This window comes from Antrihabitans auranticaus, from assembly GCF_016481275.1.
Classification (GTDB): domain Bacteria; phylum Actinomycetota; class Actinomycetes; order Mycobacteriales; family Mycobacteriaceae; genus Antrihabitans.
In genome coordinates this window covers 305012-325550 of sequence record NZ_JAEMNW010000004.1, presented here as the reverse complement: position 1 = coordinate 325550, position 20539 = coordinate 305012, and the positions used below count along the sequence as shown (strand labels likewise).

Genomic DNA, 20539 nt, shown 5'->3' with positions numbered 1-20539 from the left:
TCGCTCGTGATCACCACGCCATGGCGTGGGCACGGCCAAAAGGCTCACCCCACCGGCGTGTCACCGACCATTCGCTCGTGATCACCACGCCATGGCGCGAGCACGACCAAAAGGCTCGCCCCCGCGCGAGCACGAACAAAAGGCGCGCCCCACCCGCGTGTCACCGACCATTCGCTCGTGATCACCACGCCTCGGCGTGAACACGAACGAAAGGCTCACCCACCCCGCGCGACCACGAACAAAAGGCGCACCCACCCCGCGCGACCACGAACAAAAGGCGCACCCACCCCGCGCGACCACGAACAAAAGGCGCACCCCACCAGCGGGTCACCGACCATTCGCTCGTGATCACCACGCCATGGCGTCAGCACGACCAAAAGGCTCACCCACCCCGCGCGACCACGAGCAAGAGGCGCACCCCACCAGCGGGTCACCGACCATTCGCTCGTGATCACCACGCCATAGCGTGAGCACGACCAAAAGGCGCGCCCCACCGGCGCGACACCGACCATTCGCTCGTGATCACCACGCCATGGCGCGAGCACGACCAAAAGGCGCACCCCACCCGCGTGTCACCGACCATTCGCGCGTGATCACCGCAGGCCGGGCGCGCCGATCAGGGCAGCAATCCCTGCCGGCTCCGGTCGGCGCCGGACAGCACTAGCAGGAGCATCGTCGTCAACGCCTCGTCGTCGAGGCCGGCGGCGGGGAAGGTGTATCGCATCATCACGTCGGCGAGTTTCCCGTTGCCGATTACGGTGATCGACCCGAATTGCAGCGCGTCGTTGCGGTCGGCCACTCGTTTCAGCAGTGCGGGCTTGAGCGGGCGATCCCAGGCAAGCACGCAGGTCAGCGACAACACATCAAGGCCGGGCGAGAGGTTGACCGCACGAATCGAGCACAGCGCCCCCGCGTACTCGAAACCGAGAGACAGGTCGTCGTTGACACGGAGTTCGACGAATGGTGCCAGGACCGCAAGTGCGCGTTCCTGCAGAGCGGTCGCAGTGTTTTCCGACATCTACTTCACTCCCCCGAATCTGCGGTCGCGCGAAGCAAATTCGACACAGGCCGCCCACAGGTCCCGGCGGTCGAAGTCAGGGAACAGCTTGTCCTGGAAGACGAATTCGGCATAGGCGGACTGCCAGAGCAGAAAATTGGAGGTCCGCAGCTCACCGGACGGACGCAGGAAGAGGTCGACGTCAGGCATGTCCGACTCGTCGAGGAAGCGCGCCACCGTCGCTTCGGTGACCTTGTTCGGGTCCAGTAGACCGGCCGCCGCCAGTCGCGCTATCTCCTTCGCGGCGTCTGCGATCTCGGCCCGGCCGCCGTAGTTGACGCACATGGTCAGCGTCATGACGGTGTTGTTCTTCGTCAGCTCTTCGGCGACTTCGAGTTCCTTGATGACACTGCGCCACAGGCGCGGCCGCCGACCTGCCCATCTGACCCGGACGCCCATCTCGTTCATCTCGTCGCGCCTGCGACGAATCACATCGCGGTTGAACCCCATGAGGAATCGCACCTCGTCGGGACTGCGGCGCCAGTTCTCTGTCGAGAACGCATAGGCCGACAGCCACTTGACCCCGATCTCGATACAGCCGCAGACCGTGTCCATCAGTACCGCTTCACCGCGCTCGTGACCTGCGGTGCGCGGCAGTCCGCGCTCTTGAGCCCATCTGCCGTTCCCGTCCATCACCAATGCGACGTGGCGCGGGATCAGCTCGGGCTGCAGACCGGGCGGTCGAGCACCGGAAGGGTGCGGGTCCGGCGGCCGGATGCCGCTAGGCGGAACTTCGCGTTGCGACGTGGGGTCGGCTCGTCGAATCACGGTCTCCATCCTGCCCGACGGACACGCGCGCCAAGTCATCCGGCCGGGACCGCTCGACGAGCGGCAGCGTCCGAAGCTGTCGCTCGAGGTGCCACTGCAAGTGCGCGGCGATCAGCCCGCTGGCCTGCCGACGTACCGGATCCGCCGTGGTCTCCGTGAACGCCCAATCGCCACGACAGAGCGCATCCATCAGGTCGAGCACGCCGGGTGACGGAGTAGCAGCGCCCGGTGGCCGGCAGTGCACGCAGACAGAGCCACCCGCAGCGACGTGAAACGCCCGATGCGGACCGGGTGTCGCGCACTTCGCGCAGGCATCGAGCGCCGGCGCCCAACCCGCAAAACCCATGGCACGCAGCAGAAAGGCATCCAAGATCAATTCGGGCGGCCGCGCCTGCTCCCCCACTGCACGTAGAGCACCGACAGTCAGCCGATGCAACGCAACCGCGGGCGCACGTTCCTCACCAGCCAAGCGCTCTGCCGTTTCGAGCACAGCGCAGGCGGTTGTGTAGCGACCGTAATCATCGACGATATCGCCGGCAAAGGCATCGACAGTGTGAACCTGGGTGACGATGTCGAGGTTGCGCCCGGGATATAGCTGCACATCTATGTGCGCGAAGGGCTCCAGCCTGGCACCGAACTTCGACCGGGTGCGGCGAACGCCTTTCGCGACCGCGCGAACCAGGCCATGCTGCGCAGTGAGCAGCGTGACGATACGGTCGGCCTCGCCCAGCTTGTGCTGGCGCAACACCACCGCATTGTCTCGGTACAGCCGCATCTCGCAGACCTTCCGACGGTTCGCTTGCTGGTCTTTCAGTCTTTCACGCCTCTCCGACACAATCGGGAGGCGCGCACGACACGACGATAGTGAAAACCTCGAATTTCACCCTATCGAGCCGAAAATTATCTTGCAAGACAACGTTTTTCGACGCGTTTCGTGGTGTTTTGGCCCGAAGGGGCGGCTTGCATGCGGGCCGACGATGTGGTCTTCTCTCATGTGGGGGCTGCCACAGTCGGCAGTGGAATGTGCAATACGCGACGGGACGCGCCAAAGATGCCGATCCCGCCTGTCCGAGATGGGCCGTCCCGCGATGGCCCGTGGAAGCGATGATGCAAGCACGGAGGCAACGTGGCGATCAAGGTTGTGCCCAGCTCGACGGGACGACGGACATGGGAAATCCGCTGCAGCGGTTGCGATCGCAGGCTGCTGTGCAGCGTTCGCGCACAGTCGTCCGCCGTCGCCACCGCTCGCGCTGACGGCTGGGTGATGAACGAGCGCATCCTGTGCCCCGCCTGCGAACAGCTCCCGCGCTGACCCCCTGATCCGACAAGTGCCACAAACCACGTCTCGTTTGGTCTGCGGCCGCGCCCTTCCGGTGTAACTTTCCAGACATCGCCACCAGGCGATCGACCACTGATTGCCAGCCCATGGTTTTCGCTCAGTTGGTTCTCTTTCATGGAATGTGGGGATACGACCGTGGCGAAGAAGCGCGATGCCGTGCCGGACAAGGCACCGAAGCCCCAGCAGCCGGCTCCGACATCAGTCGGTTCGCGCGTTGTCACGCGACATTCGTCCGATTCCGAACTGGCCGCTGACCAGTGGCCGAAGGCCGCGGGCATCATCGTCGACGACTTCGGCGACACCGCCGGCCATGACAATTCGTACGGCCGAGACTGGGCGATCACGCGACGCTGGGCAATAGCACTCGACGACGGCCCCCTCGTCTTCCGCAACGACAACGAAATCGAGGCCGAGGACTGACTCCACAGTCTTAGACAAGACCGCACGGTATGTTGCATCGGTGCGGTATCGAAATGGTCACGGATATGTCACACTGCGTATGTGGTGTTAGCCACACTCATTCCTGTTCTATCGGCCCTGCAGCCGGTGGACGAGCAACGGAGAAGCAAATGGGAATGCAAACGGCACGCAGCAGCACCGGATCCGTAAGTTGGGGTATCCGTTGCGACAGGTGCGAACGATGGACCTACTCACCGGCGCGCTCTGCCGCCGCTTCAGCGATCCGCAGCGCGCAGTCCAAAGGCTGGATCGTTTCCGACCGCGACCTGTGCCCGGCCTGTGTGTCGGCACTACGTCGCCGGTAGAAGTCCTCGACTTCTTTCGCCTGGACGCAATTCGGGTGGGTCGGGTGTCTTTCCCGAATTGCGTCGGCAATCCGCACCAACAGGACAAAATTCTCTTTCGGCGCAACACTTTTCGCTAACACGAGCTGGCTCCGAGAATCCCCGCAGGACCTCGTCGATATTCCATCTCTGCCTCCACGCTTAGTGGCAGGATTTCGGTAGCGATTCCATTCGCACCCAAATCTTGACCAATGGAGGCGTCGAAGTGGCACAAAGCCCCAATCAGCGAAACCCTGAGCATGACAGTCGCAAAGGCAAACGACTCCCCCGCCGCCATACGGCCGAGGAATCGCAGCAATGGGTTGCCGCTCGGAACGAAGAGATCCGCCAGTACCTTCGCGACCGGCACGACCGGTTGGAGATTGTCAAAACCACGCGAACGGCATCCGGCCAGCAACTCGACTGGATCCCAATCGAATCGCAGCCCGGCGTCACCAAGGTGGCAACACCGCCGGACGAAGACCGTTCCGAAGAGACCATCGGTGGCGACCGGAAGGTCGATGCGGTGCGCTTCGAGCTGCAGACGGCCCGAACGTTGGGTCCGTCCGGGACGGTTCCCATCGTCCGCAAGCCGATCGACCAGATAAATCCCGGTGTCGCACTCAACGATTGGCTTGCGAAAGGTGTGCACGCCCGGCGCCTGCGCCCACCGGACGATCCAGCCGGCGACACCGCGCCGGACGGCGTCGAGCACAAGTACGGCTACACGAGCCAGCGTGTGCCTTGCTTCGGTACCGAAGGCAGCATCAACGTCTGGGATCCCTACGTCGAGTGGTCGAACGAGTTCTCGCTCGGGCAGCTGTGGCTCACCGCCGGTGAAGGTGGCGAGAAGCAGACGATCGAAATCGGGCACCAGGAATACCGCGACAAGTACGGCGACTGGGTCCCGCATCTGTTCGTCTTCTTCACGACGAACAACTACACCGATCCCGGCAACAACAAGGGTGGATACAACCAGGAAGTCGATGGTTGGGTTCAGTACTCGAACCAGATCTATCCCGAGGCGACGTACAACACGCTGAGTCACGAGGACAGCGCCCAGTACGAGCTGCAGCTGAAAGTCCAGCTCTGGGAGGGCAACTGGTGGATCCGCGTCAACGGAATCTGGATGGGTTACTACCCCGGCTCATTGTTCGACGCGAACGGTCTGCAATCCGCGGCGAGCAAGGTGGCGTGGGGCGGCGAAGTGATCGACGCCGAACACTCGGGGACGACCCGCACCGATATGGGCAACGGCCACTTCCCCGAGGCCGGTTGGCGCAAGTGCGCTTTCATGCGCAATCTGAAGTACCAGGCGAGCCGCACCGGCGCGATGAACCGCTACGAACCGGTGACGTGGGAGTCCCATCCGCTCGCCTATGGCGTCGAGGGCCATTTCGACAACACCGACAGCTGGGGTTCCTACTTCTGGTGGGGCGGAAGCGGAAAGAACGCCGCGTTCAACTGACCGCCTAGAAGCCCAGCCGCCCGAGCTGCTTCGGATCGCGCTGCCAGTCCTTTGCGACCTTCACATGGAGTTCGAGAAAGATCTTGGTGCCGAGCAGCTTTTCGATCTGGTGCCGCGACGCGGTGCCCACCTCGCGCAGGCGGGCACCACCCTTGCCGATGATGATGCCCTTCTGGCTGGACCTTTCGACGTACAGCAGCGCGTGAACGTCGAGCATCGGCGGGTTGTCACCGATGCTCTCGCGCTCGACGATTTCTTCGATGACGACAGCGAGCGAGTGCGGGAGTTCATCGCCGAGGCCTTCGAGCGCAGCCTCACGAATAAGTTCCGCCATCAGTGTTTCTTCGGGCTCATCGGTGAGGTCGCCGTCGGGGTAGAAGGCGGGTCCTTCGGGCATCGCAGCTGCGAGCACGTTGACGAGCACCTCGACTTGCTCGCCCTTCTTTGCCGAAACGGGGACGATCTCGCACGCGGGTCCGAGCAACTTCGAGACTGCCATGAGCTGCGGTGCGAGCTGCCCCTTTCCGACGGTGTCGATTTTCGTGACGACGCCGATGACCGTTGTCTTCGGTGCGAGTTGCCGGACCTGCTCGAGAATCCACCGGTCCCCCGGTCCGATCTTCTCGTTGGCGGGAATGCAGATAGCGATGACGTCGACTTCTGAATACGTATCTCGCACAAGGTCGTTGAGCCGCTGCCCGAGCAGAGTCCGCGGCCTGTGCAAACCAGGTGTGTCGACGAGGATCAACTGACTGTTCTCGCGGTGCACGATGCCGCGAATCGTGTGCCGCGTCGTCTGCGGACGCGACGACGTGATCGCGATCTTGGATCCGACGAGCGCATTCGTCAGCGTCGACTTGCCGGTGTTGGGGCGACCGACGAAACAGACGAAACCGGAACGGAATTCAGCCACGAGATTCGCCGCCCACGACTACCGGCTCGGTGCCGTCGCGGCGCGTCACGATGAGCGCCGCCGACGGACTGACTTCCGACAGCGCCGCGAAACCGGGCTCGTCGGAATCGGCGCTTCCACCGACCACGACACCGGCCTCGAATCCCGCGGCACCACTGGAGATTGCCGCCGCAACGGCTGCTTGCATGGCGGTGAGGGTCAGGGACTGCAGGGAAACCTCGCCTGCCGCATAGGTTCTGCCGTCGCTGTCACGGACGGCGGCACCCTTCGTGCTGCCAGCGCGTCCCATGGCGCCACGTGCGAGGATGACGAGCTTCGCGTCCTCCGGATCGAGCTCAGTCATTCACTGCCTCCTCGGCGGCTTCTTGCGTTTCTTTGTTTTCCTTGGACTTCTTCGCCGGTGCGCGGCGGACCAGAACGGTGTTCACACGCACTCTGCCACGTGCGTCCGCGCCGCCCTCACCACGAAGGACCAAGCCGTGGCTCACCACCTTCGAGCCAGGCAGTGGCACGCGGCCGAGGACATGTCCCATCAGCCCGCCGACCGTCTCGACGTCGTCGTCCTCGATCTCGACATCGAAAATCTCGCCGAGATCGTCGACCGAAAGTCGGGCGGACACACGGTATTTGCCGTTGCCGAGGTCTTCGATCGGCGGCGTCTCGTCGGTGTCGTATTCGTCGGCAATCTCGCCGACGATTTCCTCGAGCACGTCCTCGATGGTGACCAGTCCCGCGATGCCGCCGTATTCGTCGACCAGCAACGCCATGTGGTTACGGTCCCTTTGCATTTCGGCGAGCAGGGTGTCCAACGGCTTCGAGTCGGGAACGAACACCGCGGGCCGCATCACTTCGGCGACCACTGCGTCGCGATCGCGTCCCGACGATGTGTTCGTGCGCTGCACCAGATCTTTGAGGTAGACGACGCCGAGCACGTCGTCGACGTTCTCGCCGATGACCGGGATTCGCGAATGACCGCTGCGAACCGCAAGCGAGATCGTTTGGCCGATCGTCTTGTCGGCCTCGATCCACACCATCTCGGTGCGCGGAACCATGACGGCGCGTGCCGCGGTATCGCCGAGTTCGAAGACGGACTGGATCATCCGGCGTTCGTCGGCGGCGACCACGCCGCGTTCTTGCGCCATGTCGACGATCTCGCGAAGTTCGATTTCAGATGCGAACGGACCGTTGCGAAAGCCCTTACCAGGCGTGATCGCGTTACCGATCAGGATGAGCAGGCGGCTGAGCGGGCTCAGCAATACGCCGATGGCCTGCAGGGGCACTGCCGCGGCGAGCGCAATGGTGTAGGCGTGCTGGCGGCCGAGCGTTCGGGGACCGACACCGATCACCATGTAGTTGACGAGCACCATCACGGCCACTGTGAGGAAGAGAGCGCGCTCGGTGCCGAGGAACTGGATGAGCGCACCAGCAAGCAATACCGTCGACGCGATCTCGCACAGGATGCGGAGCAGCACCATGAGGTTGATGTAGCGCGGCCGATCGGACACGACCCGACCCAGTGTGGCCGCACCCGGCCGACCGTTGCGACCGATTTCCTCGACTCGCGCAATCGAGATCGTGTTGAGCGCGGAATCGACCGCTGCGAACAACCCGCCGATCGGCACGAGCAGGATTGCCAGGACGAGCAGGGTCACCGGCTCCTCCGGCACCCGTGCGCGGTTGGAGAGTCCACGGACTCGCTAAGCGCGCACAGGCGGCGCAGCCGCCTAAGCATCGAAGAATCCAGCCTTACCGAGCAGACGCCTGTCACGCTCGGCCAGTTGCGCCTCGCGGCGCGCCTGCCTGCGCAATTCGAGCCATTCCGCGAGAAGAGAGTTCTGCAGTTCGAACATCTCCTTCTCCTCGTCCGGCTCAGCGTGGTCGAAACCGAGCAGGTGCAGGACGCCGTGGACAGTCAGCAAGGCAAGTTCGTGAGCGAGCGAGTGGCCGGCCTTCTTTGCCTGCGTCGCCGCGAACGCCGGGCAGAGCACGATGTCCCCGAGCATGGCAGGTCCGGGCATCGGGCTGTCCGGTCGGCCGCCCGGCTCGAGCTCGTCCATCGGAAACGACATGACGTCTGTCGGACCGGGCAGGTCCATCCAGCGCACATGCAGATCGGCCATCGTGTCCAGGTCGACAAGCACCATCGACAGCTCAGCGGCCGGATGCACGTTCATCCGCGCAATCGCGAAACGCGCGACGCTGATCAGATCCTCCTCGGAAACGTCCATTCCCGATTCATTGGAGACTTCGATGCTCATCCGTCAACCCTAACGGCCGACAGACCCGCTGCCTGCATCAACGGCGGGCGGAGCGAGCGTGACCTGCGCGACGCTGGGCACGATTGCCGAGGCTCGTCCGGTCCGGATCGGCCTCGAAACGCTCGTACGCATCCACGATGTCCGAAACCAACCGGTGCCGGACCACGTCGCTGCTGGTCAGCTCCGCAAAGTAGATGTCATCGATGTCTGTGAGAATCTCGCTGGCCGCACGGAGTCCGGAGCGGGCGCCTCCGGGCAGGTCGACCTGTGTGACGTCACCCGTCACCACGATCTTCGAGCCGAAGCCGAGCCGGGTCAGGAACATCTTCATCTGCTCGGCAGTTGTGTTCTGGGCTTCGTCCAGCACGATGAATGCGTCGTTGAGTGTGCGACCACGCATGTACGCGAGCGGCGCAACCTCGATGACGCCCGCAGCCATGAGCTTCGGAATCGCTTCCGGATCCATCATGTCGTGCAGCGCGTCGTAGAGCGGCCGCAGGTAAGGATCGATCTTCTCGTTCAGCGTGCCCGGCAGGAAGCCGAGCCGCTCCCCCGCTTCGACGGCCGGGCGCGTCAGGATGATCCTCGTCACCTGCTTCGCTTGGAGTGCCTGCACGGCTTTCGCCATCGCCAGGTACGTCTTGCCGGTACCCGCCGGACCGATGCCGAAGACGATCGTGTTGGCATCGATCGCGTCGACGTAGCGCTTCTGATTCAGCGTCTTCGGGCGGATGGTCTTGCCGCGGCGAGACAGGATGTCGAGGCTGAGCACCTCCGCCGGGGACTCCGAAACACCCTGCGTCAGCATCGAATACGTGTGCCGGACGGTCTCGGGTGAGATCGACTGACCGCGCCCGACCAGCGCCACCAATTGCTCGATGACGCGTTCGGCGAGCGCAACCTCGGCCGGTTTACCGGTGAGTGTGATCGCGTTGCCGCGCACATGAATGTCTGCGTCCAGGAGGCGCTCGAGCTGACGCAGGTTGACATCTGCGGAACCAAGAAATGGAAACACGGCTTCGGGGGCAAGCTCGATACCGGAGCGGACCGTCCGCGCGGCAGGAGCTTGGGGTATTCCAGCCGCATCGGGCCGGAGCGAATCTGGAACCGAGGAACCGCGCACACCGTCGCTTTGTGCTGTCACGTGGTCGCTATGGCCTTCTTTCAGGTTCTCGTCAACTTGTGCTTCGAATTCTAGCCCTCGCGGCTTTCGACCGCCGAACGGTTAATTTGCGGCGCCGCAAATCTCGGGACCGACGTCAGTGCAGTGGCGAAGAATCCCAGCGCTTCGTGAGTGCGCCGAGCGCTCCGAGGGCGACGGCCGCAGCGGTCGAGGTTCGCAGTACGGTCGGGCCGAGCAGGGCGGTCGCCGCCCCGGCATTGGTGAGCCGCGCGAGTTCTTCGTCGGCCAGGCCACCCTCGGGTCCGACGATCAGCACGACCTCCTCGGCCGCGCCGAGCAGAAGCTTGCCGAACGGCATGATCGCCGATTCGTGGAGTGCGACGACGAGGGCACCGCGCTGGACTGCTTCGCCGATCAGTGCCTCGACCGCCTTCGTGTCGTGCAGTTCCGCCACTGGCGGAATGAATGCTCGGCGCGACTGCCTCGCGGCGGCGCGAACTGCCGAACGCCACTTCGTGACGCCCTTCTTCGCCTTGGGGCCCTCCCACTTCGCGACACAGCGGGACGCTTGCCACGGCACGATCGCGTCGATGCCCGCCTCGGTCGCCAGCTCGACCGCGAGTTCGGACCGATCCGATTTCGGCAGGGCCTGAACCAGCGTCACGGTCGGATGCTGTGGCGTGGCGCGCCGCCGCGACGTGACCTCGAGTTCGAGTCGATCACGCTCGGCACCAACGACTTTCGCCTCGGCGACACCACCCTTGCCGTCGGACAGCGTCAAGTGCTCACCGACGCGAGTACGAACGACCGTCGCGGCATGATGACCCTCGTCACCGTCGAGAACCGCGATTTCCCCGGTTTCCGGCAGCGGATCGAGATAGAAGACTGTGGCAGCCACTGTGCTGTTGTATCCGCTCTCGGCTCGGGTCAGCGACCGCTGAACGTCGAACGTAGCCGGGAGAAAAGCCCGCCGGGCGTCGCCGAGTGCGACGAAACTACCTCAGCCCGCTCGCGATCCCGCAAGCCCTTGTAGTCACGCAGCAGATCGGCCTGTTTGGAGTCCAGCCGAGCCGGCACAACGACCTCGAGATGTGCGTGCAGATCGCCGCGCGCGGCTGCTCGAAGCTTCGGCATGCCCTGCCCGCGAACGGTCGAAACCGCTCCTGGCTGCGTTCCGGGGTCCACCGTCAACTCGATCGGTCCATCGAGAATCGTCTCGATGACGACCGTCGTGCCGAGCGCCGCATCGACCATCGGCACCCGGATCGTGCAGTGCAGATCGTCGCCGTCACGGACGAATACGTCGTGCGCCTGCTCGACGATCTCGACATGCAGATCGCCCGCTGGACCGCCGCCGGGGCCGACCTCGCCCTGACTTGCAAGCCGCACGCGCATGCCGTTTCCGACACCCGCAGGGATTCGTGCGGCGATCTCGCGACGGGCGCGGACGCGGCCGTCGCCACCACACTTGTGGCAGGGATCCGGAATGACCTCACCGGCACCGCGGCAGGTCGGGCAGGGGCGCGACGTCATGACCTGGCCGAGGAACGACCGCTGCACCGACTGCACTTCGCCCATGCCACGGCAGGTTTCGCAGCGCGTCGGCTTGGAGTCGCCGTTGGTGCCCGCACCGATACACGAGTCGCACAGGATCGCTGTCTCGACCGTGATGTGCTTCGTGATGCCCCGCGCGCACTCCTCGAGAGTCAGCTTCGTTCGCAGCAGTGACGACGCACCCGGCTGCACGCGGCCACGCGCCCGGCGGGTACCGCCTGCTGTCGCACCGCCACCGAAGAAGGCCTCGAAGACGTCGCCCAGACCACCGAAACCGGCGCCGGAAAAACCTGCACCGCCGCCACCCGACTCGAGTGGGTCGCCGCCGAGATCGACGACGCGGCGCTTCTCCGGATCGGAGAGCACCTCGTACGCCGTCGAAATCTCGCGGAAGCGCACTTGTGCCGCTTCGTCCGGGTTGACGTCCGGGTGGAGTTCACGAGCGAGCTTGCGGTAAGCCCGTTTGAGTTCCTGGTCGGTCGCCTTCTGGCCGACACCGAGCGTGCCGTAATAATCGCGTGCCACGTTGAATCTCTCGTCCTGTCAGTTTCGAATTGCCCGGTCGCCTACCGCTCGGCGAGCACCTCTCCGATGTATCTCGCAACCGCCGCTACCGAAGCAATTGTTCCCGGGTAATCCATTCGAGTCGGCCCGAGAACTCCCATTCCACCCAATATTGTCCCAGCTGATCCGTATCCGGTCGAAACGACCGAGGTTCCGCGCATCTGCTCGACCTGAGTTTCCTCACCGATCTGTACCGTGACCTGGCCTGGATGCTGCGCGGCAGCGATCAGCTTCAAGACCACCACCTGCTCTTCGAGTGCTTCGAGCACCGATCGCAGCGATCCCGGGAAGCCGTTCACGCCGGCGAAGTCAGCGGCGTTGCGCGTCAAGTTCGCCGTGCCACCGAGCACGAGCCGCTCTTCGGGATGCTCGACGAGGCTCTCGATCAGTACCGTGGCTGCCCGAGTGATCGGATTGCGCAGGTTCTGTGGCACGTTCTCGGCCAGTTCCGCGACCGCCGTCGACGCAGCCGCAAGCCGCTTGCCTTCCAATGCAGCGCCGAGGAGCGCCCGCATCTCCGAAAGCTCGACATCGGTGATCACGTCGCCCAGTTCGACTATGCGCTGATCGACGCGCCCGGAGTCGGTGATCAGGACCAGCAGCAGTCGTGCGGGGTTGAGTGCGACGACCTCGAGATGCCGCACCGATGACACCGACAGCGTCGGATACTGCACGATCGCAACCTGCCTCGTCAGCTGCGCAAGCAGCCGGACACCACGGCGCAAGACGTCGTCGAGGTCTACACCGTGCTCCAGAACCTCGAGAATTGCCCGTCGCTCAGCCGCCGACAGCGGCTTGACCTCGGCGATTCGATCGACGAACTGCCGGTAGCCCTTGTCGGTCGGTACCCGCCCGGAACTGGTGTGCGGCTGGGTGATGTACCCCTCGGCCTCCAGCACTGCCATGTCGTTGCGGACAGTCGCGCTGGAGACGCCGAGGTTGTGGCGTTCGACCAGAACCTTCGAACCGACCGGCTCTTTCGTGGACACGTAATCGGCAACGATCGCGCGCAGTACTTCGAACCGCCGGTCTTCCGCAGTCGACACAGATACACCTCCCCACGCTCCACATGACCTCGAGAAGGTCCAGTGTAGTTGCGGGTCAGGCCGTCCTGCGCGCGTCACGCTCCGGGCGGGGAGAAATCACCGTTCAGGCGAGGATCGATCGGATCACGCCGTCGGCGAGTAGCCGGCCACGGTCGGTCAGAACGAACCGGTCACCCGTCGCGGACAACAGACCGTCGGTGACCGCGGAAGCTGCTGCCGCCCGCTCGCTCTCGGCCAGCGCGCCGACCGGAATGCCGGTTGCGAGGCGCGTGGTCAGCATGACCCGTTCGGTGTGCTGTTCCACTGCGGTGAGAGTTTCGACACCGCCGACCGGCAATGTCGCTTGTGCGAGCACGTCCGCGTAACGCGCCGGGTGCTTCAGGTTCCACCAGCGGACCCCGCCGATGTGACTGTGCGCTCCCGGACCCGCACCCCACCAGTCGCCGCCGTCCCAATAGCCGAGATTGTGGCGACAACGGCCGCTGTCGGTCTTTGCCCAGTTGGACACCTCGTACCAGGTGAACCCGGCCTTCGAGAGCGCGTTGTCGACCCGTACGTAGCGGTCCGCAAGGACATCGTCGTCGGGCATCGACAGCTCTCCGCGCCGGATTCGGCGAGAAAGCGCGGTCCCGTCCTCGACGATGAGCGCGTACGCCGACACGTGGTCCACACCGGCCGATACGACGGCTTCGAGTGAGGTGTCGAGGTCTTCGTCCCGCTCGCCGGGGGTGCCGTAGATGAGGTCCAGGTTGACGTGCTCGAAGCCGGCGCGACGCGCTTCTGCCACGGACGTCTGCGCCCGACCCGGCGTGTGAACTCGATCGAGCGTGGCGAGAACGTGCGGTACCGCGGACTGCATCCCCAATGACAGGCGCGTGAATCCCGCGGCAAGGAGGTCGCCGAAAAACTCGGGCGAGGTCGACTCCGGGTTCGATTCCGTCGTGATTTCCGCGTCCGGTGCCAGCCCGAACGTGTTGCGCACGAGGTCCAGAACGCGTCCGAGCATCAGCCCGCCGAGCAGAGAAGGCGTGCCGCCACCGATGAAAACGGTGTTTGCCCGCGGGATTCCACCGGGCGACTGCGCCAGCAGGTCGGCGGCCAATTCCAGCTCTCGCGCCATGGCTTCGAGCCACGATTGCGGAGACGCGGAGCTGCCCAGTTCACCGGCCGTGTAGGTGTTGAAATCGCAGTAGCCGCAGCGGGTGGCGCAGAACGGCACATGGATGTAAATCCCGAACGGTCGGGTCCCAACGCCTTCCAGCGCGGCACTCGACAGTCCGAAATTTACGGTTTGCGCGGAATTCACCTAACTATTGTCGCTCAAGGTGAAGGTGCCGGGTTTGCGGGCGTCGACGGCGACGGCGACGGCGGTTGCGGCGGCGGGGCGTTGTCGCCCTGCATCGGTCCGCGCCGCATTTCGCCGCCGAACGGCATCCCCGGACCCATTTCGTCGTGAATCATCCGGATGTGCGGTCCGTGGCGGTCATGATCGTGGCCACCCGCCGCCAGTCCCGCTGCGAAGCCCACGCCCCCGATGACGATTGCTGCGAGAACCGCGACCACGATCTGCACAGCCCGCGAGGCATGCCAGCGACCGGACTGCGCGACGACCGGTGCCGGTTGCTTGGGCTCGTCCGGCGACGCCTGTTCGTCCGTCCGATTGTCTTCTGCCACAGCTGTTCCCTTCGTTGGAAAATCCGACCTACCGGACAAACGTAAGAGCAGAGTCTGCGATCGGACTGGCATCAACCTCCGGGTTTGCTGTGAGTTCCAGCCTGTGCGCCCTGTGTGATTTCCCCCAAAATTCGGGGAAATCTCGTCCGATGGTCGGTTCGGCCACTTTGACGTGGCAGAATGGAGCGCATGACTGGAGCTGGAGTGCGACTCGTGGCGCGTCGCCATGTCGACTTCAAGCGTGTGTGCAGCTCCTGCTGTCTGCCTTCGAGCCTCTGCTAGACCAGCCAGCCCATCGCTTCACCCCAGACTTTCCGCAGGCTGCGGTTGTAGAACAGCGCGTCTCAGCCCCGCGCCCTCACCGCGCGTGCGAATCCCGATTTGCAGGAGTGACCCTATGACGAGTGCACCGGAGACGGAGAGCACCGCCGGTCCAACACCTGGTCACCACACCAGGCCCGACAAGCCCGCTTCGGAGCGGCGCGTCCGCGCCGATCGCCCGCGCCGCGAGGTCTCGGCCGCGCCCCGCGAGCGCACCGCCCGTCCCGCCAAGCGGCGTGGCGAAGGCCAGTGGGCGCTCGGGTACCGCGAGCCGCTCAACCCGAACGAGCAGGCCAAGAAGGACGACAACCCGCTCAACGTGCGCGACCGCATCGAGCACATCTACTCGAAGAACGGTTTCGACAGCATCGACAAGGGCGACCTTCGCGGCCGCTTCCGCTGGTGGGGGCTCTACACCCAGCGTGAGCAGGGCTACGACGGCACGTGGACCGGCGACGAGAACATCGACCTCCTCGAGGCCAAGTACTTCATGATGCGTATCCGGTGCGATGCCGGTGCGCTCAACGTCGAACAGTTGCGGACTCTCGGCCAGATCTCGGTCGACTTCGCTCGCGACACCGCCGACCTCTCCGACCGCGAGAACGTCCAGTACCACTGGATCGAGGTCGAGAACGTCCCGGAGATCTGGCGTCGTATCGAAAGCGTCGGCCTCAAGACCACCGAAGCCTGCGGCGACTGCCCGCGCGTCGTGCTCGGGTCTCCCCTGGCAGGCGAATCGCTGACGGAGCTCCTCGACCCCACTCCCGCGATCGACGAGATCGTGCGCCGCTACATCGGCAAGAAGGAGTACTCGAACCTCCCCCGCAAGTTCAAGACCGCGATCTCCGGCCAGCAGGACGTGGTCCACGAGGTCAACGACGTTGCCTTCATCGGCGTCAACCATCCCGAGCACGGACCGGGTCTCGACCTCTGGGTCGGCGGCGGCCTCTCGGTGAACCCGATGATGGCCCAGCGCGTCGGTGCCTGGATCCCGCTCGACGAGGTTCCGGATGTCTGGGAAGCAGTGGTCTCGCTTTTCCGCGATTACGGCTACCGTCGCCTGCGCGCCAAGGCGCGCCTGAAGTTCCTCGTCAAAGACTGGGGCATCGAGAAGTTCCGCGAGGTGCTCGAAACCGAGTACCTGAAGCGCAAGCTCATCGACGGACCCGCTCCTGAAAAGCCGACGAGCCCGATCGATCACGTCGGCATCCAGAAGCTGAAGAACGGCCGCAACGCGGTCGGTGTCGCACCGATCGCAGGCCGCGTCTCCGGCACGAAGCTGCTGGCTGTCGCAGCGGCCGCCGAGAGAGCCGGGTCGGACCGAATTCGGTTCACGCCGTACCAGAAGCTGATCATTCTCGACGTCGCCGACGACAAGCTCGATCAGCTCATCGCCGATCTCGACGCACTCGAGCTGCCGGCTCGCCCCTCGCGATGGCGGCAGAACCTCATGGCGTGCAGTGGAATCGAGTTCTGCAAGCTGTCGTTCGCCGAAACCCGCAAGCGCTCACAGGCTCTCGTGCCCGAGCTCGAGGAGCGGCTCGCAGACCTCAACACGCAGCTGGACGTCCCGGTGACGATCAACATCAACGGCTGCCCCAACTCGTGCGCGCGGTCCCAGATCGCCGACATCGGATTCAAGGGACAGCTCGTCGACGACGGCACCGGGAATCATGTCGAAGGTTTTCAGGTTCACCTTGGAGGCAGCCTCGGCTTCGACAGCGCCTTCGGTCGAAAGCTTCGGCAGCACAAGGTGACCACCGGCGAGATGGGCGACTTCATCGACCGGGTGGTCCGGAACTTCATCAAGCATCGCAACGAAGGCGAACGGTTCGCACAGTGGGCCGTAAGGGCAGACGAGGCGGACTTGCGATGAGCGAAGCGAAGAGCCAACAGCGGCCTATGGCTACAGCGAAGAGCCAGAAGCTTTCCGAGGCCGACCTGCGGTCTCTCGCAGAAAAGGGCGCCGCGGAGCTGGACGGCGCTTCGGCTCTGGAGTTGCTGCAGTGGACCGAAGACAATTTCGGTACCGACTTCATCGTCGCGTCGAATATGCAGGACGCCGTGCTTGTGCACCTTGCGACTGAGGTCCATGCCGGCGTCGACGTGCTCTTCCTCGACACGGGTTATCACTTCGCCGAAACAATCGGCACGCGTGACGCGGTCGAGGCCGTCTACGGCGTGAACATCATCAACGCCAAGTCGGAGAACAGCGTCGAGAAGCAGGACCGGTTGTTCGGGAAAGACCTGTTCGCCCGCGATCCCGGCGAGTGCTGCAGGATGCGAAAAGTTGTGCCGCTGAAGAACACGTTGAAGGACTACAGCGCCTGGGTCACCGGTATCCGTCGCGTGGAAGCACCGACGCGCGCCAACGCTCCGCTGATCTCGTTCGACGACGCGTTCGGTCTCGTGAAGATCAATCCGATCGCCGCCTGGTCCGACGATGACATGACCACCTACATCGAGCAGCACGGCATACTCGTCAATCCGCTTGTCGACGAGGGGTATCCGTCCATCGGATGCGCTCCATGCACATTGAAGCCCGCACCGGGCGCCGATCCCCGAAGCGGCCGCTGGGCCGGCCTCGCCAAGACCGAATGTGGGTTGCACGCATCATGACCGCAGAAACGACGTCGATCGAAAGAGCTCTTGCGGGACTCGACCCCGAGTTCGACACCCTTGCTGCACTCGAATCCGAGGCAATCCACATCTTCCGTGAGGTCGCAGGCGAGTTCGAGCGTCCGGTCATTCTGTTCTCGGGCGGTAAGGACTCCACGGTTCTGCTGCATTTGGCGCTCAAGGCATTCTGGCCCGCGCCGCTGCCGTTTGCGCTGTTGCACGTCGACACGGGCCACAACCTGCCCGAGGTGCTCGAGTTCCGTGATCAAATCGTCGAGCGGTACGGGCTGCGTCTGCACGTCGCCAACGTCGAGGACTACCTCGCCGACGGTCGCCTGGCCGAACGCGCCGACGGCATCCGGAACCCTTTGCAGACAGTGCCTTTGCTCGACGCCATTGCCGACAACCGGTTCGACGCGGTCTTCGGCGGCGGACGTCGCGACGAGGAACGTTCGCGTGCGAAGGAGCGAATCTTCTCGCTGCGCAACGCCTTCGGCCAGTGGGACCCGAAGCGGCAGCGCCCCGAGCTGTGGAACCTGTACAACGGCAAGCACGCTCCGGGCGAGCACGTTCGCGTGTTCCCGCTCAGCAACTGGACCGAGCTCGACATCTGGCGCTACATCGCGCGCGACGACATCGATCTCGCGAGCATCTACTACGCCCACCAGCGGCCCGTCTACCAGCGCGACGGCATGTGGATGACGCCCGGCTCCTGGGGCGGACCACGTGAAAACGAATTGCTGGAGACCCTTTCGGTGCGTTACCGCACCGTCGGAGACGGCTCTAGCACTGGCGCAATCCTTTCCGATGCAGGAGACAACGAGGCGATCCTCGCCGAGGTCGCCGCGTCGCGACTGACAGAGCGTGGCGCCACCCGCGGAGATGACCGTGTCTCCGAAGCAGCCATGGAAGACCGAAAGCGTGAGGGCTATTTCTGATATGAGTGACCTACTACGACTGGCCACCGCCGGAAGTGTCGACGACGGCAAGTCCACCCTGGTAGGTCGACTGCTCTACGACACGAAGTCCGTTCTCGCCGATCAGATCGACGCCGTCACACGCGCGTCGGTCGACCGTGGTCTCGCGACTCCGGACCTCTCGCTTCTCGTCGACGGCCTCCGCGCCGAACGCGAGCAGGGCATCACCATCGACGTTGCGTACCGGTACTTCGCAACGCCGACAAGATCTTTCGTTCTCGCAGACACGCCTGGACACGTTCAGTACACGCGTAACACTGTGTCGGGCGCGTCAACCGCGCAGCTCGTCATCCTGCTGGTCGACGCACGCAAGGGTGTCATCGAGCAGACCCGCAGGCACGCAGCCGTTCTCGCTCTGCTCGGCGTACCGAAGCTCGTGCTCGCGGTGAACAAGATCGACCTCGTCGACAACCCCGCCGAGGTCTTCGCCAGCATTTCTGCCGAGTTCAACCATCTGACGAGCACGCTGGGCTGGTCCGACGAGGACGTTCTCGAGATCCCGGTCTCCGCCCTCCACGGTGACAACGTCGCATCACGGTCGGCCAACACGCCGTACTACGACGGCCCGTCGCTCATCGAGCACCTCGAATCCGTTCCCGTCGACGCCGACAGTATGGGGCGGCATTCGATCGGTCTGCGGTTCCCGGTGCAGTACGTGATCCGTCCGCGCACCGCGGAATACCCCGACTACCGCGGCTATGCGGGACAGGTCGCGGCCGGTTCCGTCGCACCCGGTGACGAAGTTGTCGTGCTGCCGTCGGGCATCAAGACCACGGTCGAGCGAATCGACACCGCCGACGGCGAGTTGGCACTGGCGCAGGTCGGGCGCAGCGTGACACTCGTGCTCGCCGACGACGTCGACATCTCGCGCGGCGATACGATCGCCTCCCCTGCCGACGCACCCGAACCGCTCGGCGAGTTCGACGCCACCGTGTGCTGGCTCGCAGAGAAGCCACTCCGCCCCGGCGCTCGCTTGCTGCTCAAGCACGGAACACGCACGACGCAGGCAATCGTCGGTTCGTTGGTCGAGCGTTTCGACGAGCAGAAGCTCGTCGCACAACCGGACCCCGAATCATTGGAGCTCAACGACATCGGCAGAATCTCGATCCGGGTCGCAGAGCCGATCGTTGCCGACAACTACGCAGTCAACCGCCACACCGGCAGCTTTCTGCTGATCGACCCCGCGGGTGGCAACACGCTCGGCGCGGGCCTGATCGGTGACGTTCTCAGCGCCGTCGAGGTTGGCACGGTCTGACATGACCGCGCTGTCGAGGTCGGTTTCGCCTCCGCTGATCGCGGTCGCGCACGGTAGTCGCGACCCGCGCTCGGCGGCGACCATGCAGAGCGTGGTCGCGCGAATTCGCGAGGCCCGTCCCGACCTCGACATACGCCTCTGCTTTCTCGATCTGAATGCACCATCCGTCGAGCAGGTAATAGCCGGTGTTGCGGCTGACGGATACCGGTCGGCCGTTGTTGTTCCACTCTTACTCGGCAGTGCCTTTCATGCGCGCGTCGACCTGCCCGGAATATTGGACGCGGCGCGAGATCGCCATCCGCGACTGGAAATTGCCCAGGCAGAGGTGCTCGGCACCGACGACCGGCTCGCTGCGGCCGTTCGGTCGCGCATTCTCGATACCGGCGTGTCCGCTTCCGACCCCAGCGTCGGAGTCGCGGTTGCCGCGGTCGGATCGTCGTCGGCGACCGCCAACATCCGGACCGCCGCGGTCACCGCTGCCGTCGTCCGTGGCACTTCGTGGCACGCCGATATCTGCTTCGCAACAACCGAACCCAGTGTCACACTTGCAATTTCACGTCTGCGCACGCGTCGGGCGAGTCGGATCGTCGTCGCGCCGTGGTTTCTCGCACCCGGCCTGCTCACCGACCGCGTCGAAGCGTCCGCCCAGCATGTCCGGCACGCCGCGACCATCGGCGACCACGCCTTTTTGACCGATGTTGTTCTCGACAGGTACCTATCGACGTGCACGATCACTATTGCCGCGTAGAGTTCGGGATATGCGCACACAACGTGCGGAATGAGCGTCCGAAACTGCCGATAACTTAAGAAAACGCTTGATC

The 20539-nt window shown here is 64.3% G+C and carries 21 protein-coding genes; 8 read left to right on the top strand and 13 right to left on the bottom strand.

Annotated elements, in window-relative coordinates; translation table 11 throughout:
• Positions 1–616: 616 nt before the first annotated feature.
• From JGU72_RS19530 to recO, 3 genes are read right to left on the bottom strand one after another with little or no spacing between them, the layout of a single operon-like run.
• Positions 617–1018 (bottom strand): YbjN domain-containing protein, encoded by a 402-nt coding sequence (locus tag JGU72_RS19530; RefSeq protein ID WP_199685701.1) that lies wholly within the window; start codon positions 1016–1018, stop codon positions 617–619.
• Positions 1019–1834: an isoprenyl transferase gene (locus tag JGU72_RS19525; protein ID WP_199685699.1), complete on the bottom strand. Its 816-nt coding sequence runs from the start codon at positions 1832–1834 to the stop codon at positions 1019–1021.
• Positions 1779–2600 carry a DNA repair protein RecO gene (gene recO / locus JGU72_RS19520; RefSeq protein WP_199685697.1) on the bottom strand — a complete coding sequence of 274 codons (822 nt, stop codon included), beginning with the start codon at positions 2598–2600 and terminating at the stop codon, positions 1779–1781. The genes JGU72_RS19525 and recO overlap by 56 nt, the downstream gene beginning before the upstream one ends.
• A gap of 699 nt (positions 2601–3299) precedes the next feature.
• On the opposite strand from recO, the gene JGU72_RS19515 reads away from it, so the two are divergent.
• Both JGU72_RS19515 and JGU72_RS19510 read left to right on the top strand, forming a co-directional pair.
• Positions 3300–3584, top strand: coding sequence for a hypothetical protein (locus JGU72_RS19515; protein ID WP_374101132.1), 285 nt, complete (start codon positions 3300–3302; stop codon positions 3582–3584).
• Between the two features lie 588 nt (positions 3585–4172).
• On the top strand, positions 4173–5414 hold the full coding sequence (locus tag JGU72_RS19510; RefSeq protein WP_199685695.1) for a neprosin family prolyl endopeptidase: 1242 nt from the start codon (positions 4173–4175) through the stop codon (positions 5412–5414).
• Positions 5415–5418: 4 nt separating this feature from the next.
• On the opposite strand, the gene era is transcribed toward JGU72_RS19510, so the two are convergent.
• From era to JGU72_RS19460, 10 genes are all read right to left on the bottom strand, one after another.
• Positions 5419–6327, bottom strand: coding sequence for a GTPase Era (era, locus tag JGU72_RS19505; protein WP_199685692.1), 909 nt, complete (start codon positions 6325–6327; stop codon positions 5419–5421).
• On the bottom strand, positions 6320–6670 hold the full coding sequence (locus tag JGU72_RS19500; RefSeq protein ID WP_199685684.1) for a cytidine deaminase: 351 nt from the start codon (positions 6668–6670) through the stop codon (positions 6320–6322). Before JGU72_RS19500 ends, era begins: the two co-directional genes overlap by 8 nt.
• A complete protein-coding gene (locus tag JGU72_RS19495; RefSeq protein ID WP_307828519.1) occupies positions 6663–7979 on the bottom strand; it encodes a hemolysin family protein in 1317 nt (438 codons plus the stop codon). The genes JGU72_RS19500 and JGU72_RS19495 overlap by 8 nt, the downstream gene beginning before the upstream one ends.
• 72 nt (positions 7980–8051) lie before the next feature.
• Positions 8052–8585, bottom strand: a complete 534-nt coding sequence (ybeY, locus tag JGU72_RS19490; protein WP_199685681.1) for an rRNA maturation RNase YbeY — start codon at positions 8583–8585, stop codon at positions 8052–8054.
• Positions 8586–8622: 37 nt separating this feature from the next.
• On the bottom strand, positions 8623–9660 hold the full coding sequence (locus JGU72_RS19485) for a PhoH family protein (protein WP_199686096.1): 1038 nt from the start codon (positions 9658–9660) through the stop codon (positions 8623–8625).
• 184 nt (positions 9661–9844) lie between these two features.
• Entirely contained in the window at positions 9845–10606 is a 762-nt protein-coding gene (locus JGU72_RS19480; RefSeq protein ID WP_199685680.1) for a 16S rRNA (uracil(1498)-N(3))-methyltransferase, read from the bottom strand.
• Positions 10607–10635: 29 nt separating this feature from the next.
• Entirely contained in the window at positions 10636–11787 is a 1152-nt protein-coding gene (dnaJ, locus tag JGU72_RS19475; RefSeq protein ID WP_199685679.1) for a molecular chaperone DnaJ, read from the bottom strand.
• 41 nt (positions 11788–11828) lie between these two features.
• On the bottom strand, positions 11829–12872 hold the full coding sequence (gene hrcA / locus JGU72_RS19470; RefSeq protein ID WP_199685678.1) for a heat-inducible transcriptional repressor HrcA: 1044 nt from the start codon (positions 12870–12872) through the stop codon (positions 11829–11831).
• Positions 12873–12975: 103 nt separating this feature from the next.
• Positions 12976–14178, bottom strand: coding sequence for a radical SAM family heme chaperone HemW (gene hemW / locus JGU72_RS19465; RefSeq protein WP_199685676.1), 1203 nt, complete (start codon positions 14176–14178; stop codon positions 12976–12978).
• A gap of 14 nt (positions 14179–14192) precedes the next feature.
• Entirely contained in the window at positions 14193–14546 is a 354-nt protein-coding gene (locus JGU72_RS19460; protein WP_199685674.1) for a hypothetical protein, read from the bottom strand.
• A gap of 180 nt (positions 14547–14726) precedes the next feature.
• On the opposite strand from JGU72_RS19460, the gene JGU72_RS31440 reads away from it, so the two are divergent.
• The 6 genes from JGU72_RS31440 (at position 14727) to JGU72_RS19435 (ending at position 20466) form a co-directional block, all read left to right on the top strand.
• Entirely contained in the window at positions 14727–14828 is a 102-nt protein-coding gene (locus JGU72_RS31440; protein WP_374101131.1) for an Ms4527A family Cys-rich leader peptide, read from the top strand.
• Positions 14829–14943: 115 nt separating this feature from the next.
• Entirely contained in the window at positions 14944–16743 is a 1800-nt protein-coding gene (locus JGU72_RS19455; protein ID WP_199685672.1) for a nitrite/sulfite reductase, read from the top strand.
• Positions 16744–16769: 26 nt separating this feature from the next.
• Positions 16770–17486: a phosphoadenylyl-sulfate reductase gene (locus JGU72_RS19450; RefSeq protein ID WP_199686095.1), complete on the top strand. Its 717-nt coding sequence runs from the start codon at positions 16770–16772 to the stop codon at positions 17484–17486.
• Positions 17483–18424: a sulfate adenylyltransferase subunit CysD gene (gene cysD, locus JGU72_RS19445; RefSeq protein ID WP_199685670.1), complete on the top strand. Its 942-nt coding sequence runs from the start codon at positions 17483–17485 to the stop codon at positions 18422–18424. Before JGU72_RS19450 ends, cysD begins: the two co-directional genes overlap by 4 nt.
• A 1-nt stretch (position 18425) precedes the next feature.
• Positions 18426–19718: a sulfate adenylyltransferase subunit 1 gene (locus tag JGU72_RS19440; protein WP_199685668.1), complete on the top strand. Its 1293-nt coding sequence runs from the start codon at positions 18426–18428 to the stop codon at positions 19716–19718.
• A gap of 1 nt (position 19719) precedes the next feature.
• Complete coding sequence (locus JGU72_RS19435; RefSeq protein WP_199685660.1) at positions 19720–20466, top strand: sirohydrochlorin chelatase; 747 nt, start codon at positions 19720–19722, stop codon at positions 20464–20466.
• The last annotated feature ends 73 nt before the right edge of the window (positions 20467–20539 follow it).